This is a genomic window from Rhizobium sp. NXC14 (genome assembly GCF_002117485.1).
In the GTDB taxonomy this organism is placed as follows: domain Bacteria; phylum Pseudomonadota; class Alphaproteobacteria; order Rhizobiales; family Rhizobiaceae; genus Rhizobium.
Window position 1 is genome coordinate 706,284 of sequence record NZ_CP021033.1, and the last position, 15,265, is coordinate 721,548.

Below are 15,265 nucleotides of genomic sequence, written 5' to 3' on the forward strand. Positions count from 1 at the left end.
AGCAGGTAAACATGCTTAGGCAGAAGGCCCTCGACTTCCGCTAACAACCCAGAACCGATGTTGAATTTACAGCGGTCAAATGTCCATTGCTGGCGCTTCCGGACCTGTGGAGGGTGTCAGTGTGTTGCTGGCTCCGCTTTGCCGTCGCGCAAAATCGACAAAGGCCTTGAACGCGGCGGTCGGGTTGCGGCGGCTCGGATAGTAAAGGCTCAAGGGAGAGTGCGTGGGCGTCCAATCTTCAAGCACGCGCACAAGGCGGCCTGCCTCGATGTCGTCGCGGACGTCGGATTCCATCGCCAAAGTAAGGCCGACGGATGCAAGGGCCGCGGTGCGTGCGAGGCTCGCTTCGTCAAGAGTGATCACGCCTTCGACGTCAATGTGGACCGATTGTCCCTCCTTCTCGAACGGCCAGCGGTAGATTGCACCATCAGGAAGCCGGACGCGGAGACAGGAATGGCCGGCGAGGTCCTGCGGGATCAGGGGCGTCCCGTGCGCTTTCAAATAGCTCGGTGTTCCCACCACAACATTGCGCCGCCCGCCCCCCAACGGGAGTGCGATCATGTCCGCAGGCACGAGGTCTGAGCTACGGACGCCGAGGTCGAAGCCGCCCGCGACAATGTCCACCAGGCGGCCCTCCGTGACGATGTCGATGTGGACCTGAGGGTGCGCGCGCAGGAATGGTATGACGAGAGAAGTGAAGATCTCTCGCGCCGCTGTTGGAAATGCGTTGATGCGCAGCGTGCCCGACGGCATCGCCTGCTGAGAGCGCGCAACTTCCATCGCCTCATGAATGTCCTGCACGGCCGGAGCGACCTGCGCGACGAACCGCTGGCCTGCCTCAGTCAAGGAGACACTTCGCGTCGTCCGGTTGAAGAGCCGTACGCCGAGCGTGTGCTCCAGTTTTCCAACCGCATTGCTGAGTGCGGTCGTTGAAACCCCGAGCTCAAGCGCAGCCGCGCGAAACTTGCCTCGGCGGGCGACCATGAGAACTGCGTCTAACTCCGTCAGGCTACTTTGCACGATTGTCCCGATTTTCGTGATGAGACATCCCGAATTGTTCTAATTATCGCGCGACCTGTCTACCACTATTTTGGGCCGCAACGACACTTGCAGCCGCTGCGGCTGCGATCGCAACAAGCAGGACAAGACCAGTGACGCTCGAACTACCATCTCCAATCGCCGCATATGTGGCCGCGAACGCCCGCCTCGACGTTGACGGCATGCTGGCGCCCTTCGCAGCCGAGGCCGTTCTCCACGATAACGGCGCCGTTCTTCGAGGGACTGCTGAAATCAGGTCGTTGCTTGAAGAGGCGGTGGTCGGCGCGAAGGCGATTTTCACGCCTGACACCATCCGGCACGAAAACGGCCAGGTCGTCGTAGAAGGCCCCGGCCATGGCCACTTCAAGGGCAGCCCGATCCGCTTCACCTACCGCTTCACCCTCGAAAACGATGCCATCAGGGCCCTGGAGATCACGGCATGACCATCAAGGCTGATCCGACCGAATTCGCGGAAAAGCGCGTGCTCATCAGCGGCGGGACCAAGGGTCTGGGCCGCGCCACCGTCGACCGCTTCCTTGCCGGCGGCGCCCGGGTGATCACCTCCGCGCGCGGAACTCTGGAGCCCATCGACGGCGTCGAATTCGTCCCGGCGGACCTGACGACGGCCGAAGGCGGGGAAGCCCTGGCCCAGGCGGCTGTAGAGCGTCTGGGCGGCATCGACATCCTCGCCCATGTGCTCGGCGGCTCGACCACCCCGGGCGGCGGCTTTGTCGCCCTCACGGACGATTACTGGCTCTCAGAACTGAACCTGAACCTCCTGGCCACGGTCCGGCTTGATCGCCTCCTGATCCCTCAGATGATCAAGCGGGGCGACGGCGCGGTGGTGCACGTCACCTCCATCCAGTCGGTCCTGCCGCTTCCCGAGGCGACCACCGCCTACGCCGCGGCCAAAGCCGCGCTCCGGACCTACAGCAAATGCATCTCCAAGGAACTCGGCCCGAAGGGGTGCGGGTCAACGTCGTCTCTCCCGGCTGGATCATGACCGAGGGGACCGATGTATTTCTCAAGCGCATCCAAGCCGCCAACGGCGGCACGCTAGAGGACGCGCGCCAACTCGTCCTGGACGGCCTTGGCGGCATTGCCATCGGGCGCGGAGCCGAACCATTCGAGGTCGCCGAAGCCATCGCCTTCCTTGCCTCGGATCGCGCCTCTTCGATCCATGGTTCGGAACTCGTCGTCGACGGCGGCACTGTCCCGACCGTCTGATCATAGGGCAGAGGCTCCAATAGCCGCCATCTTTCTGGATCCATTTCAACTCGCCGGGCGAGCCCGCATCCTTTGCGGCGTGGTAAGCGTCAACGCAAGTGTGCAGCCGGGCCTTGGCGGGCGGCCGGAAAGTCTCGATGTACCGTCACGTGTAGGAAAACGATTGCTGACGGCTACTGTGTCTGGAGCGTGGAATGCTGCAGCCGCCGCCCTCCGCCGTTCCAGCACGCAACCAGCCACCGCGAATACTGGGCTTCTTTGTTGGCGGGGCTGATTGATCGGCTTAACCCCGCACGACCTTATTTTCGGCTTTCCCGATGCCTGACGAGCCCCGCAGTTGAACCAACTCGAACCGTCGACCCGTCGCTTTCCGAGCATGAAGCGTTGATTTTCAATAAAACTTAGCGACTATGGCTACCCGGCTCGAACCCATTGCGGTCTCGTGGATCCCACTGTAGCCTTGGGGGTGAAGCCGGTAGCTCTCTCATACGTAACGTATACGCGTAGCGTGTAAACTTAGATGCTGGGCAAAGTGTCGGGCCATTCCTGCGAGCCCATGAAGGACGCGTAGGACACGAACTACTGTTGCGGTAACGGCATATGCAGCGATATATGGCGTTCCGTTGATTACCAGTTCGCGAGTCCCAGCAATTCTTCCATTTCGACCGCTTGCTGGAAAATCGACCAAGCGGCGCGTGGCGGCCACGATCCGTTCGTCGATCATGATAGCGGCCAAAGGATTGTCTGCCTCGATATAGGTGAATATGGCGTCGCGATCCGACAGCGCGAACGCAGACCATGTAAGCTTCACGACTTAACGGCACCTGCTTTGACGCGCGCTGTTGCCCGGCGCTCCGCGAAGTGCGCCTCGACTTCATCATCAGACACGTCCGGCCGAGTGTCGTTCAGTGCTTCGAGCACCTTCGTGCGAAACCAAGCATCGTGAGCCTCGCTTCCCGAAAAAAGTTCAAGAGGCAGCGCACCTTCATTGGCAGTCCGGGTGAGTAGGATGCGGACCGCGTCCGATACCGTCAGGCCCATGTTCTCAAGGACGGCGGAAGCACGATCCCGAACTTCAGCATCGATACGTGTTTGGACAAGTGCGTTTGCAGCCATGGTTATCCCCAAAATTAATAGCAACGTAATGCATTTGAATGACAAAATCAATGGGGGGGGTTCAGGTCTGCGAAGGCCCCTGTTTAGATCATCGACTACGCGATTTCCGTGTCCGGATAACGGCAATTAAGGAACTTTAGGGCGCCAACAAATTTCCAGAATCATCCTTTTCGCCGCCCGTGAGACACGACGCCGACTGGCCCGTCTATCCGCACCTCGCGAAGGAGATCTGGATGTCGAAGAATAAGACCAAAGGGCCAGTATCCCGTATTGTACCCGATCGGGTAAAGCGGATTACGGCTGTCGTGCGGCACGTCCGATCTCTGCGCGCGCACCTCGTCCATCGATGAAGGGAGTTCGAAAGGCAGCCTACCTTCAGCTTTCTTCTTGCCCTCAATTGCGTCGAACAGAGCTGCGTCGCTTGCGCCGAAATTAGCGAGGATGGCAGCAGCGTGCTCGCGAATTCCTGTGAGGATCGCCGGACGCGCCAGATAGATGGAGACAATCGTCGGAACTTGCTTCGCCGTTTCCTTGATCGCCTCGAAGTCAGCATTGCCATCCTTGCACGGCTGGCCATGGGAGTGGCATAAGAGGGTATGATGTCTCTTGATAATAGTTGATAAAGAACCTATTCTATCTCGCTATCAGACGGAGGACCGCATGATCAGCGCCGAACTAGGAAAACAGCTCGAAAGCTATATCCAGCAACTCGTCGATACTGGGCGCTATGGCTCGAAAAGCGAAGTCCTGCGTGAAGGCGTGCGACTAATCCAGGACCGCGAGACCCGGCTCGCCGCGCTGGACGCCTCCATCATGCGCGGCATTGCCGATGCGGACGCCGGTCGAACGAAGCCGGCGAGCGATGTTTTCGACCGTCTCGACGCCAAATACCGTGCGATGGCTGACAATGCCGAAAAATCGGGATGATGCTTGAGTTCTCAAGCGAGGCGGAAAACGACCTTGAGCAAATCGCCGATTATATCGCTGAGAACAATCCGCTGCGCGCCCTGTCATTTATCCGGGAGCTGCGGAGCAAATGTGTGGATCTCGTCGATAGTCCGAACAGCTTCGCCCTCATCCCTCGCTACGAGCACCATGGTATTCATCGTCGTGTTCATGGCAACTACCTGATCTTCTACCGCGTCGAAACCGCGAAGGTAGTCATCATCCATATCTTGCATGGCGCCACCGACTATGGCGCCATCTTCTTTGGCGAATGATTTGAATGTACCGATCTTGGGGGCTACCTCGCACACTAAAGGCGAACTGAGCGGCTACTTTGTGCGTCTCAGCCTCGTCGTAAAGATAAACATCCCACAATCGTTTTTGCAGTTGAAGGGATTAGAACTCGCGGCCCTATTTAATGCCGGGACCACCTGCCGAAAATTCAGCGAGACAGAAGCGAGATCATTGGTGATTTCCTCCTAAGAGTTCAGCGCGTTATTGAGGTCATGCAATCCGACCATCAGCATCATGGGGTCGGAAGGAGAAGGCAGGAAGCCGACGGCCTCATAGAAGGCCCGTGCGTCATCGGAAATCGCATGAACGAGCATACCTCGAATGCCAAGTACTTCAGCGGCATTGAGCAGGCGCAGGCCCGCGTCGCGCACCAATGCCCTGCCAATACCGCGCCCTTGGTAGGATTGATCAATGGCGAGGCGACCAAGCACGGCGACCGGAATTGGATCAGGCATATTGCGCCGAAAACGGCCAGGCGCTTCCGGCTGCCTGACCGCGCCGGAAGCGAGCCCGTAGTAGGCGACGACGCGGCTCTCCTCGCACACGGCGAAGGTCCGCGATGGGCCGCTCGCTTGATTAGAACGGGCGCGACGTCGCAGCCAGTCGTCCAGTTCAACGACTCCGGAATTGAACTCGGCCAACTCATGATGATCGGTCAGGGGGGCCGGTGCGCTGAGGGTCACGCCTCATCCCACGGTGCTTTGGTCGACATGGTGCGTGCTAAACGCTCATTGGGCTGCGTGGGTGCATCGAGCCGGGCAAGGTATTCAGCATAGATTTCGGGGCTTACCGTGAAGATAGTGCGGTCGAGCAGCACTTCCTCGGCTCGGCGCTCGGAAGCTTCCAACATGAAATCCGTTCGCGTCTTACCAAGCAACTCAGCGGCTCGATCAATCAGATTGCGGGTCGCAGGCTTGATGCGCATATTCAGCGACACGCTTGCGTCCGGGCTTTTGCTCGGGTGTGAGGTCGGCATGGCAAACTCCTGTTTGCACCCATATAGCGTAATGACAATATCTTTACAAGACCCGTAAAGGCAGTGTCGTTACACAATTCGCGGTCCTAATTCACGGCATTTGGCTCATCTAAACTCTTGAAAGGATTGAACCAGCGAGCCACGCGATTTGCCGCGTGCGGCATACGCATGTCACTGTGTGGAACATGGAACCCCTTCGATCGACCTTGGAAACTCCAGCGCTTCGGCATTAATCCGCTTTTTGTAAAGCTCGGCGATCTTGCCGCTGGATTTCGCCTCATCGATGAAGTCATTGAGGGCCTTGTTGATCTCCTTATCGCCCAAGCGGGAGCCGGCGCCGTAGTACGTGGCGACAATCGGTATCTTATATTCATAGGCGCCCTGGTGCCTGCTTTTCTACCCGTGCGAGATAGAATTGGTTCGCTCCGACTGCGACGACCTGGCCGGCCAGAAGCGCCTGCATGGTTGCCGACTCATCATCGAAACGTTTGATGTCGGCGCCTCGAGCTTTGTTAATTGGATATCCTGCGATAAGCCATTGAGAACGCCGGTCGCTACGGTGTGAAAAGGCTTTCTACGGCTTGCCTTTTTCGCGGCCAGCACATTCACTTGGTTGCAATCTAGGGCACTGAGTGCTGCAGAACCTTCGCCCGCTCAGCGTTCATGGCAAGCCCTACAATTGTTCCAATGACGCGACCGGACGGATCGACATATTTTACTCGTATAACTCAAATGGCCTTAGGCAGGCGTAGCATTTTCGTAGCGCCACGCCAACTTTGCGCTTTTGCCTCTCCCAAGACCCTGATCGCCTGCACAAGTCGAAAAGCAATCGCGAAACATCGGCCGAAGTCTGCTGTCGACCCCAAGCTAACTCCAATCAGGTTAGCGACAGCGCGGCTCTTGAAACAAAATAATCGAGAAAATAGATTGTCGGCTGGCGCTGGATTCCGGGCGCCATCCTTGTTGATCACCAACGTTTTCAGTGAGGTAGCTATGAATGCGAATTTCAATCGTCCCGTATATCTTAAGGAGCGGGACAGCCTGGTTCGGGAGATAATCTCCCTGGCAGATGCGATTGACTTCCTTGAAGATTGGCCCGAGCGCGAGCGGGACATTACCCACGAAGCGACCCTTAAGACCTGCTACATGGCCCACGATGGACATAAGCCACTCGAGGTAGCTCGCGACGCCATTCGCGCGTTCGGGAATAAGAAGGGCATCTTGATGAAGCAGCCGGCAATCCAGCCGTGGATGATCAAGACCCCTGCCGGAGGCGGGCGCGTTTCCGCCTGATTGATTCGCACGAGTGGAGAGGCTGCGATCGCGGCCTCTCTCATGAGCCGTACCTGAGGTGACGCTGCGGTTGGCGCGGCGGAGGCTGCTTGTACCTAGGCCTTTAGTCGCAGATGTACCCCCGACCTTGGTCCCATAGCTGGAATCTCCGGAACGAGTGCGTCTGCTGCGTATTTCTTCTGCGGTCAGCACGCCGGAGGAGACAAGATGAGCAGTGATCTGTGGGACAAGCCAATCGAGTTGATGATCGATTCCGATCATTTCCGGAGCGTCGGCAGCAGTCGTGATGCCATGGCGTACCTGATGACCTCTTGGCCCACGAAAGGCGGTAAGTCCTTTTCCGCTGCTCGGCGAGCCTGTCTCGGTGCGATCGACGGGAAGGTCGACAGCGCGACCGCTAAGGTCGCCTTCATTCGCGCGGCCCGGGAAGCCGGCATCCTCAGACCTTGATCGACGTTGTGTCTTCATTGGCATCATGCGGCCACCTCATCTGATCGCTAAGGATCTATTCGCCGCTGGGCGATGTCCGCGTATTCGGGATTGAGTTCGATCAGAATACTGCGAAGGCCAAGCTGCTAAGCAGCGAAGCCGACGGTACCGGCGCCGCCGAAGGGTTTCGAACACGACACCGGGCTCGCAGCCGAAGACTTCGCAAATCGGGCCGCAACCTTCGACAGCTCCGCAGCATGAGCAGATTGTCTTTGGCGCGCCTGCCTTGATGCAGCGCTCGGCGAGCGCCGGCGGGTCAAAAGTTGGTTGGAGGCCTCGCCCGGAATTGGCAATTATAGCAGTTTCAATTAGGTCCTGTTGACAGTAAGCGCTGTTTTCCTCCCTGTGCGTCTGATGTTCGATGCTGAACTGACAGATGAGGTCATCTGCATTTGTGTCGATCTTCTTCCTCGAGAGGGACGCGTCGAACGATCACAGGATGATCGGTCGCACAACCGACCTGTTATTCGCCAGCCAGAGCAGGCATGCCCTTGCGGACATCCGGCGCCGGTTTGCCGATCGCGACCACCCAAACCTGTCGATGATCCATCTCGTTTATCGACAACAAGACGAGGAGGTCGGGCTGAAGGCTTTTGATTATTCGCGTCGCTCGATCAATTCCCGCTGGGCGTCCGGCTACGCTGACGGCCTGGCACTGAGCAAGGCGCTGCACGACATGCCTGCCAGAAGAACCAACGCCGATATTTTGGTTTTGGGAGATGAGGGGCTTTCGCTTTCGAAATTTTAGCCACCGCCGAAACTTTTCCAGTGCGCCGCTGTTCGGGAGGGTCTCGACGGAGAATAGCATGGTTGATGAAGCGGCGGCCGTGAGAGGGTCAGGCGGTGACAAAAATCTAAGGTGGGGCGGAATTGCGCTCGGCTTTGGTCTTGGCGGCTTCTTCGACGGCATCCTGCTGCATCAGATCCTGCAATGGCACCACCTTCTGAGCGGCCGGGATCAGGAGGGCCGTGACATCCGGTTCCTGATCCTGACGGATGGCCTGTTCCACGCGTTGATGTATGTCATTGCGGCAGCCGGGCTGTGGCTCCTCTGGCGCGCCCGGTCGTCGCTCGTGGCAGCCGTGGTAGGAGATAGGCTAATCGGCAACGCGCTCCTTGGGTTCGGGGGCTGGCACATTATCGATGCTTTTCTGTCTCATTGGATCTTGGGTCTTCACAGGATCCGCATGGACGTTGCCAACCCGCTGCTATGGGATGTGATGTGGCTATCTGTTTTCGGTGTTATACCCTTTCTGGCTGGCATAGCGCTGCGCCGCAAGCCACCAAAACGGAACCTGTTGCTGACTTCGCCGCTTGCACTTGTGAGTGCCGTTTTGATCAGCGGCACCATTGACGCAATGCCGGCGCCTGGCAATGGACCAGTGCTGGTGATGTTTCGGCCCGATGTCGCCCCGGCTGAAGCGATGGCGGCGATCGCAACGTTGAAAGCCACCTTGTTGTGGACAGACCCTTCCGAGCAAGTCTGGGCCGTTGAGCTCCCTCCAGGTGCTCATCCCAGCTCCTTCTACCAGCAGGGCTCTTTGTTCGTGAGCAAATCGATCGTTCCGGCCGGCTGCTTCGATCGGATCAAGCTCTGATCCGTCTCTGCGCTGGCGGAGCGACAGCCGTTCTGCGGATTGCCCGGAACGATGAAAGGCACGACCTTGGCTAAATACTTGCCAGACGTCCATTCAAGGTGGCCGCCGTCGCGTCGGTGATCGAACTGCCGGTGATCGACGGGTCGATGATCGCCGGTTCCCAGTCCGACATTGAGGGTTCCACCATCGATCGGCTTGGAAGCACGGGCACCGGCCCAGGCACTGCTTGTGTTCATGGCGAGAAGAGAAGCCACCACAGCAGCGCGAACGCGCCCAAGCCTGGAAAGTCCGAGGAGTTTACTACTCATGATCTCATCCTGTCTCCTAAAACGAGTGTGATTGCCGGCATCGGCTTCACGTAGGATGATAATTGTCTAAATTAGTAGACAAAAGGAATTCTAGTTCCTTGTGTCACGGGTGTCGGAAAAATCCAGTTCTCAGCATCTTAGCCGAAAAGCTCATGATGTTCTTCGATGCAATTTATTGCGTGTCTCTGCCTGGCGCTTTCTGAAAGTAGTGGTGATCGACAGGGAGGGCTTAGCAATTTTCGGAAGGCTTCCGGGATTGCCGCAGTTGAAGAAGTACGAACCGACGAACCAGTCGACTGCTTCAACACTATTGAAAATTCCGGCTCTTGATCTTCAGCGTATCGATATGAAGATCGGGCACGAACATGTCCCTCGCCCGAACGTCCGGCGGCGCATTTTCGCGCGAATCCGGGCTGCCCGGCGAACCATGGGCAAACTCGTCGCCGCGACCGGTCGGCAGATGAAACGATCCGTCACGCCCAGCAAGCCCCGACAGATCGGCCGAGAGATCGAACAATTGCTGGCCAACGAGGTGAACCACCTCGCCTTCGCGCTGGATCTTGCCATTGATCGCCATCATGCTGGCGCCGAGCACCACCCGGCGCGATCGCTCGAACAGCTTTGGCCAGACGACAATGTTGGCAATACCGGTCTCGTCCTCGATGGTGATGAACATCACGCCCTTGGCCGATCCCGGCCGCTGTCGCACCAGCACCAGGCCGGCTGCCATCAGCCACTGCCCGTCGCGCGCCGCCATAGCCTCGGCGCAGGTGACGATCCGGCGCTTCGTCAGATCGGCCCGCAGGAATCTCAACGGATGCTTTCGGAGTGTCAGGCCGGTATGGCTGTAATCCTCGACGACGTTGTGGCCATCGGTCATCTGCCTGAGCTCGACTTCTGGTTCCTGCTGCTCGGCGATGGGGCGCGCCCCGCGTTCAGCCGCGGCCGTGAACAGTGGCAGCGGCTCGTCACGCAGCGCCTTGATCGCCCAAAGCGCGTCGCGTCGCTCCTGCCGCAATGACGGCAGGAAGGCATCGGCTTCGGCAAGCTCGACCAGTGAAGCGACCGGCACTCCGGACCGCCGCCACATGTCGTCGACCGACGCGAAAGGTTCGTCGGCACGCGCTGCGACGATGCGCGCCGCATCGGCGGTCGCCAATCCGCGCACCAGCCGCATGCCGAGTCGCACCGCATGCCGATCGGTGCCCTCCACCTCCTCAAGCGTGCAGTCCCAGCGCGACCGGTTGATGCACACTGGCCGAACTTCGACCCCATGCTCACGGGCATCACGGACGATCTGGGCCGGGGCATAGAAACCCATCGGCTGCGAGTTCAACAGCGCCGCGCAGAAAACTTCAGGGAAATGGCATTTCACATAGTTGGAAGCATAGGCGATCAGCGCGAACGACGCGGCATGGCTTTCCGGGAAGCCATAGGAGCCGAAGCCTTCGAGCTGGGAGAATGTCTTCTCGGCAAACTCCTTCGAGTATCCGTTCTTGATCATCCCGTTCACAAGCTTGTCCTGGAAGCGCGAGACGCCGCCGGTGAACTTGAAGGTCGCCATGGATTTCCGGAGCTGGTCGGCTTCGCCGCCGGTGAACCCCGCACAGACCATCGCCACCTTCATGGCCGACTCCTGAAACAGCGGCACGCCGAGAGTCTTATGCAAGACCGCCTCCAGTTCCGGCGTTGGATACTCGACCTTCTCCTTGCCCTCGCGCCGGCGGAGGTAGGGATGCACCATGTCGCCCTGGATCGGTCCCGGGCGGACGATCGCCACCTGGATGACGAGATCGTAGAAGGTCCGCGGCTTCATGCGTGGCAGCATCGACATCTGGGCGCGGGATTCGATCTGGAAGGTACCGAGCGTGTCGGCCTTGCGGATCATCGCATAGGTCGCCGGGTCCTCCTGCGGGATGGTGGCGAGGTCGAGGGCCTGGTGCTTGTGCTCGCTGATCAGCGCGAAGGCCTTGGCCATGCAGGTCAGCATGCCCAGGGCCAATACATCGACCTTCATCATTTTGAGTGCTTCGACGTCATCCTTGTCCCATTCGATCACCTGGCGGTCAACCATCGCCGCCGGTTCGATCGGCACGAGATGATCCAACCTGTCATGGGTGAGCACGAAACCTCCGGGATGCTGACCGAGATGGCGCGGGGCTCCCATCAGCTGCTGCGCGAGCCGCAGGGTCAGAGCGAGACGTCGGTCCTCCGGATTGAGGCCGAGGTCGCGCACCTGGCTCTCCCCGACGGTTTCCGACCAGGACCAGATGCCTGATGACAGCGCCTTGATCAGGTCCTCGGGCAGGCCGAGCGCCTTCCCGACATCGCGAATGGCGCCCTTGGCGCGGTAACGGGTGACGGTCGAACAGAGTGCGGCCTTGTCATGGCCATAGGTTTTGTAGATCCATTGGATTACCTCCTCACGCCGCTCATGCTCGAAGTCGACATCGATGTCGGGCGGCTCGTCGCGCTCCTGGCTGACAAACCGTTCGAACAGGAGATCATTGGTTTCCGGGTCGATCGAGGTGACGCCGAGCACATAGCAGACGGCGGAATTGGCAGCCGATCCCCGCCCCTGGCAGAGAATGCCTTGCGATCGGGCGTAGCGGACGATCGAGAACACCGTCAAAAAAAAGGGGGCGTATTTCATCGTCTCGATCAGCGCCAGCTCGTGGCGGATGGTCTTTTCGACGTGAGTTGGCAGACCTTCTGGATAGCGCGTCTTCACGCCCTCCCAGGTGTAGCGCTCCAACGACTGCTGCGCCGTCATGCCCGGGATCAGCGCCTCTTCGGGGTATTGATAGACCAATTCCTTCAGCGAGAATCTGCACCGCTTGACGATTTCCATCGTGCGCGCCAGGGCTTCCGGGTATCGGGGAAACAGACGCGCCATTTCTTCCGGCGGCTTAAAAAACCGATCGGCGTGGCGCTCGCGCTCGAAGCCGACATCGTCGATGGTGGTGCCGGTTCGAATGCAGGTGACGACATCCTGCAGCTGGCGCCGGCCGGGTTCATGAAACAGCACATCGTTCGTGACGACGGTCTTCACCCGATCCTTCACCGCCAGGTTCGACAGTTGATGCAGACGCAATTGATCGTTGGGCCGCCGGCGCAGGCAAAGCGAAACATAGGCGCGATCATCGAAGACCTCGGCCATCTTCCTGAGCTGCACGGCGCAGGTGTCGTCCGGCATATCCGGCACGAGGATGCCGACCAGCCCTTCGGCATAGAGCGCGACATCATCGAGATGTAGGATGCAGTTGGCTTTCCCGCCCCGGCCCTTGCCGAGCGTCAGCAGCCGCGTCAATCGTGAATAGGCCGCCCGATCGGTGGGGTAGACGAGGATCGACATGCCGTCCTGCAGGTCGAGCCGGCAGCCAACAACGAGCCGGAGGCCCGTGGCGCGCGACGCCTCCAGCGCCCGGACGATGCCGGCGAGGCTGTTGCGGTCGACGACGCCCAGCGCTTCGATGCCCATGAGCTTTGCGGTCGCGAACAGTTCCTCCGCCGAGCTTGCTCCCCTCAGGAAAGAGAAATGCGTGGTCACCTGCAGTTCGGCATAGCGCATCACGCAAACACTCCATGCAGGAACCATTTGTGCGATCCGGTTTCCGCATCGACGCCATCGCCGGATCGGAAAATCCAGAAGCGCTCGCCGGCATCGTCCTCGACGACGAAGTAGTCACGAACGGCGATCCATTCCGAGCTGCGTTGCCACCATTCGCCAAAAATCCGCTCCGGGCCGTCGGCGCGTTTCACCCGGCGCCGCTTGCCGCGCCACGTAAAGGAGAACGGCGGATGATCGGGCAGAAGCGCAATCACTTCGATCAGTTCGGGATGGGCCAGAAGCCGCGACGGTCTCGGCCAATGCAACGGCCAGGTGGCGCCGTCTTCCGGCGCCGTCGGCGCGATCCGCTGCACGCTGCGTTCCGGGACATCGCTTGCCACGGGTGCCACCCGGAAAATCCGCTGGCCGCCGCGATTGCCGAGCACATCGATGAGCGGCGTCACATCGGTTACCTGCTCTTCGATCAGCGATGACGCCGACTGTGTTTCGATGAGCGGCTCAGCGAGGATGGCGGCGAGGCTGAGCTTCTCGATACCGAAGCCAGGCTCGATCTTCTCGATGCGATCCTTGAACAGTTTTGTCAGCCAGGCGATGTCGCGGACAGGTTTGGCCGTGCCTGCCCGGAGCGCCTGGATGGTGTTGTCGACCCGATGAACAATGAGGTCGGCGCGCCGCACGCCAAGCCCGCGCTTTTCGAGCTTAAGACAGAGCTGCCGCACGAGGCGGCTCACATATTTCTCGATCGTTTCGGCTGCGCCGATCGGCTCGGCAAAGGATTTATGCACCTCGACCAGATCAGCCGGCCGAATGGGATCGATCGGCTCGGCGAGCCGGCCGAACATCTGGTCGAGGCGCCGTCCGACTTCCGGCCCGAAACGCAGCGTCAGCGGCGCTCGCGGCGTGGCCGCAAGCTCGCCCACGCTGGTAAAGCCGAGGGTGCGGAGGCTTCCGACGATGTCAGCCGGCAACCGCAGCAATGACAGCGGCAACCGGTTGATGGCTTTAGCGGTTTCGCCGCGCGGAATGATGATCGTCTCGCGATCGGTCGACCGAGCGAGTGCATGCGCCGCACCCCAGGTGTCGGCGATCGCCGCGCGCGCTGCAAGACCGCGGCCGCGGAAGCGATTGACGAGGCCTGACAACATAAGGTCTTCGCCACCCTGAAGATGGTCGGCGCCTTCCGTGTCCATGACGATGCCGTCGGGAGGATCCAGGGCAACGACGGGAGAATATTGCGACAAGGCCCAGAGCGTCAGCCGTTCGAGTGCCGCGAGATCGGCCGTCGGATCGGCATCGATCATCATCAGGCCTTGAACGAGCGCCTGCGCCTTGGCGGCCGGCATGCCGACACGAAGGCCGAGCTTGAGCGCTGCCTGATCGGCTGCCGCAATCCATCGCTTCGAGCCGCTCTTGGCGATCACCACCAGCGGTGTTTCAACCGAGAGCGAAGGATCGGCTCGCCTGATCCGGTCGGTCGGCAGTGTCGGAAGAAAGACAGATACGACCCTGGCCATCGCATGCTCCGATAATGAATTCTCCTCCCTCGCCTGCCCTCACCCGCATCAGTTCCGCCAACCAGCGCGCCCTGCCGACGCCCGGCACGGGAAGCGGTTCAGACGGCAGCACCGAGATTCGCCAGCGCGTTGCCGCCGCCGTCGGCATGCCGAAGTCGGAGGCTTCCGTCTGCCGCCGCCAGCGGCGGATCACCAGTCCGAGTGTTCCGGACTTTTCAGCCGCCAACTGCAGCCGGCGTGAGGCTGTCATCGGCAGGCGCACCAGTTCGGCAACGACGGCGCCAAGCCCGCCATAGCGCAGCGCCTCCTCGAAGCTTGCGAGCACCGTCTCTTCCTTGTCGCACTCGACGAAGATAACGCGGTCCGGATGAAGCCCGACCTGGGCGAGCGCGGGAAAGAAGAGATCGAAGCGCGTCAGGCACCAGACCACCTTTCCGGTGGTGCGCGCCGCAATGCCACCGATGAAGAGGGCCGCGGCAGCCCCATCGATCGCGCCATTGCCGCCGCCGGCCACTTCATGCAGCGCGCCATAGGCCAGACCACCTCCGGGCAGCTGCGCATCGATCTCGGCAACACCGAACGGCAGGACGCCCTGACGGCGCAAGCCTGTCCCTTTCAGGCTGGCGATTTTCTCGCGCAACTCGTCAAGAACGGCGTTCGAAGTGGCGACGGTTATGGTCATGATCTCCTTACAGCGACCTGAATTCAACTTGAGAAGAGGCGATATGTTCTTTATTTGTTCTCAAAGCGAAAACGAGTCAATGCGCAATCGGCGCGCTCAAGTTGAGCGCAATGCTGCTCGCAAGGATTCCATAAAGCGATTCAAATCGATGGCTGCACTAGGAATTTTTTCGCAGGCGCCGACCCCACCACCCAACGATGGGCGATCGGAGAGG

The 15,265-nt window shown here is 59.9% G+C and carries 16 protein-coding genes and 3 pseudogenes; 8 read left to right on the top strand and 11 right to left on the bottom strand.

The features are described from left to right. Positions 1-75: 75 nt before the first annotated feature. Positions 76-1,023, bottom strand: a complete 948-nt coding sequence (locus NXC14_RS31335) for a LysR family transcriptional regulator (RefSeq protein WP_085781868.1) — start codon at positions 1,021-1,023, stop codon at positions 76-78. Positions 1,024-1,151: 128 nt separating this feature from the next. Between NXC14_RS31335 and NXC14_RS31340 the strand changes: the two genes are divergently transcribed. Then, positions 1,152-1,481, top strand: a complete 330-nt coding sequence (locus tag NXC14_RS31340) for a nuclear transport factor 2 family protein (RefSeq protein ID WP_085781869.1) — start codon at positions 1,152-1,154, stop codon at positions 1,479-1,481. Further along, positions 1,478-2,265: pseudogene (locus NXC14_RS31345) on the top strand (SDR family oxidoreductase). The gene NXC14_RS31340 and the pseudogene NXC14_RS31345 overlap by 4 nt, the downstream one beginning before the upstream one ends. A gap of 516 nt (positions 2,266-2,781) precedes the next feature. Here NXC14_RS31345 and NXC14_RS31350 read toward each other — a convergent pair. From NXC14_RS31350 to NXC14_RS31360, 3 genes and pseudogenes are all read right to left on the bottom strand, one after another. Beyond that, positions 2,782-3,076, bottom strand: a pseudogene (locus NXC14_RS31350) (type II toxin-antitoxin system RelE/ParE family toxin). After that, positions 3,073-3,381 (bottom strand): type II toxin-antitoxin system RelB/DinJ family antitoxin, encoded by a 309-nt coding sequence (locus tag NXC14_RS31355; protein WP_085781870.1) that lies wholly within the window; start codon positions 3,379-3,381, stop codon positions 3,073-3,075. Before NXC14_RS31355 ends, NXC14_RS31350 begins: the two are co-directional and overlap by 4 nt. A 161-nt stretch (positions 3,382-3,542) precedes the next feature. Beyond that, the gene (locus NXC14_RS31360; RefSeq protein WP_085781871.1) at positions 3,543-4,013 is read right to left on the bottom strand and encodes a glycoside hydrolase family 3 C-terminal domain-containing protein; all 471 of its coding nucleotides are present in this window, start codon (positions 4,011-4,013) and stop codon (positions 3,543-3,545) included. Positions 4,014-4,041: 28 nt separating this feature from the next. Between NXC14_RS31360 and NXC14_RS31365 the strand changes: the two genes are divergently transcribed. Then, positions 4,042-4,308: a type II toxin-antitoxin system ParD family antitoxin gene (locus NXC14_RS31365; RefSeq protein ID WP_085781872.1), complete on the top strand. Its 267-nt coding sequence runs from the start codon at positions 4,042-4,044 to the stop codon at positions 4,306-4,308. Beyond that, a complete protein-coding gene (locus tag NXC14_RS31370) occupies positions 4,305-4,601 on the top strand; it encodes a type II toxin-antitoxin system RelE/ParE family toxin (RefSeq protein WP_085781873.1) in 297 nt (98 codons plus the stop codon). Before NXC14_RS31365 ends, NXC14_RS31370 begins: the two co-directional genes overlap by 4 nt. Positions 4,602-4,805: 204 nt before the next feature. On the opposite strand, the gene NXC14_RS31380 is transcribed toward NXC14_RS31370, so the two are convergent. The 3 genes from NXC14_RS31380 to NXC14_RS32815 form a co-directional block, all read right to left on the bottom strand. Beyond that, positions 4,806-5,303, bottom strand: coding sequence for a GNAT family N-acetyltransferase (locus tag NXC14_RS31380; RefSeq protein WP_085781875.1), 498 nt, complete (start codon positions 5,301-5,303; stop codon positions 4,806-4,808). Continuing rightward, positions 5,300-5,596: a DUF1778 domain-containing protein gene (locus tag NXC14_RS31385; protein WP_085781876.1), complete on the bottom strand. Its 297-nt coding sequence runs from the start codon at positions 5,594-5,596 to the stop codon at positions 5,300-5,302. The genes NXC14_RS31380 and NXC14_RS31385 overlap by 4 nt, the downstream gene beginning before the upstream one ends. Before the next feature lie 171 nt (positions 5,597-5,767). Continuing rightward, positions 5,768-5,920, bottom strand: coding sequence for a hypothetical protein (locus tag NXC14_RS32815; RefSeq protein WP_157131530.1), 153 nt, complete (start codon positions 5,918-5,920; stop codon positions 5,768-5,770). Between the two features lie 669 nt (positions 5,921-6,589). On the opposite strand from NXC14_RS32815, the gene NXC14_RS31390 reads away from it, so the two are divergent. Both NXC14_RS31390 and NXC14_RS31395 read left to right on the top strand, forming a co-directional pair. Continuing rightward, positions 6,590-6,889 carry a DUF982 domain-containing protein gene (locus NXC14_RS31390; RefSeq protein ID WP_085781877.1) on the top strand — a complete coding sequence of 100 codons (300 nt, stop codon included), beginning with the start codon at positions 6,590-6,592 and terminating at the stop codon, positions 6,887-6,889. Between the two features lie 207 nt (positions 6,890-7,096). Beyond that, positions 7,097-7,339, top strand: coding sequence for a DUF982 domain-containing protein (locus NXC14_RS31395; protein WP_085781878.1), 243 nt, complete (start codon positions 7,097-7,099; stop codon positions 7,337-7,339). Between the two features lie 47 nt (positions 7,340-7,386). Here the strand turns inward: NXC14_RS31395 and NXC14_RS33820 are convergent. After that, positions 7,387-7,642 (bottom strand): annotated as a pseudogene (locus NXC14_RS33820) (DNA methyltransferase); the annotation flags it as partial. Positions 7,643-7,817: 175 nt separating this feature from the next. On the opposite strand from NXC14_RS33820, the gene NXC14_RS31405 reads away from it, so the two are divergent. Further along, complete coding sequence (locus tag NXC14_RS31405) at positions 7,818-8,126, top strand: DUF3734 domain-containing protein (protein ID WP_198175586.1); 309 nt, start codon at positions 7,818-7,820, stop codon at positions 8,124-8,126. 58 nt (positions 8,127-8,184) lie between these two features. Beyond that, positions 8,185-8,976, top strand: coding sequence for a DUF2243 domain-containing protein (locus NXC14_RS31410; protein WP_085781880.1), 792 nt, complete (start codon positions 8,185-8,187; stop codon positions 8,974-8,976). Between the two features lie 615 nt (positions 8,977-9,591). Here the strand turns inward: NXC14_RS31410 and NXC14_RS31415 are convergent. The 3 genes from NXC14_RS31415 to NXC14_RS31425 are packed head-to-tail and all read right to left on the bottom strand — an operon-like array spanning position 9,592 to position 15,051. Next, entirely contained in the window at positions 9,592-12,855 is a 3,264-nt protein-coding gene (locus NXC14_RS31415) for an error-prone DNA polymerase (RefSeq protein ID WP_085781881.1), read from the bottom strand. Beyond that, complete coding sequence (locus tag NXC14_RS31420) at positions 12,855-14,369, bottom strand: DNA polymerase Y family protein (protein ID WP_085781882.1); 1,515 nt, start codon at positions 14,367-14,369, stop codon at positions 12,855-12,857. The genes NXC14_RS31415 and NXC14_RS31420 overlap by 1 nt, the downstream gene beginning before the upstream one ends. Then, positions 14,290-15,051: an ImuA family protein gene (locus NXC14_RS31425; protein WP_085781883.1), complete on the bottom strand. Its 762-nt coding sequence runs from the start codon at positions 15,049-15,051 to the stop codon at positions 14,290-14,292. The genes NXC14_RS31420 and NXC14_RS31425 overlap by 80 nt, the downstream gene beginning before the upstream one ends. Positions 15,052-15,265 lie beyond the last annotated feature (214 nt).

What these genes read in the sequence shown, in the direction of transcription:
- NXC14_RS31355 (WP_085781870.1), bottom strand. Translation starts at nt 3,381, where the DNA reads ATGGCTGCAAACGCACTTGTCCAAACACGTATCGATGCTGAAGTTCGG.
- NXC14_RS31365 (WP_085781872.1), top strand. Translation starts at nt 4,042, where the DNA reads ATGATCAGCGCCGAACTAGGAAAACAGCTCGAAAGCTATATCCAGCAA.
- NXC14_RS31370 (WP_085781873.1), top strand. Translation starts at nt 4,305, where the DNA reads ATGATGCTTGAGTTCTCAAGCGAGGCGGAAAACGACCTTGAGCAAATC.
- NXC14_RS31385 (WP_085781876.1), bottom strand. Translation starts at nt 5,596, where the DNA reads ATGCCGACCTCACACCCGAGCAAAAGCCCGGACGCAAGCGTGTCGCTG.
- NXC14_RS31390 (WP_085781877.1), top strand. Translation starts at nt 6,590, where the DNA reads ATGAATGCGAATTTCAATCGTCCCGTATATCTTAAGGAGCGGGACAGC.
- NXC14_RS31395 (WP_085781878.1), top strand. Translation starts at nt 7,097, where the DNA reads ATGAGCAGTGATCTGTGGGACAAGCCAATCGAGTTGATGATCGATTCC.
- NXC14_RS31405 (WP_198175586.1), top strand. Translation starts at nt 7,818, where the DNA reads ATGATCGGTCGCACAACCGACCTGTTATTCGCCAGCCAGAGCAGGCAT.
- NXC14_RS31410 (WP_085781880.1), top strand. Translation starts at nt 8,185, where the DNA reads ATGGTTGATGAAGCGGCGGCCGTGAGAGGGTCAGGCGGTGACAAAAAT.
- NXC14_RS31415 (WP_085781881.1), bottom strand. Translation starts at nt 12,855, where the DNA reads ATGCGCTATGCCGAACTGCAGGTGACCACGCATTTCTCTTTCCTGAGG.
- NXC14_RS31420 (WP_085781882.1), bottom strand. Translation starts at nt 14,369, where the DNA reads ATGGCCAGGGTCGTATCTGTCTTTCTTCCGACACTGCCGACCGACCGG.
- NXC14_RS31425 (WP_085781883.1), bottom strand. Translation starts at nt 15,051, where the DNA reads ATGACCATAACCGTCGCCACTTCGAACGCCGTTCTTGACGAGTTGCGC.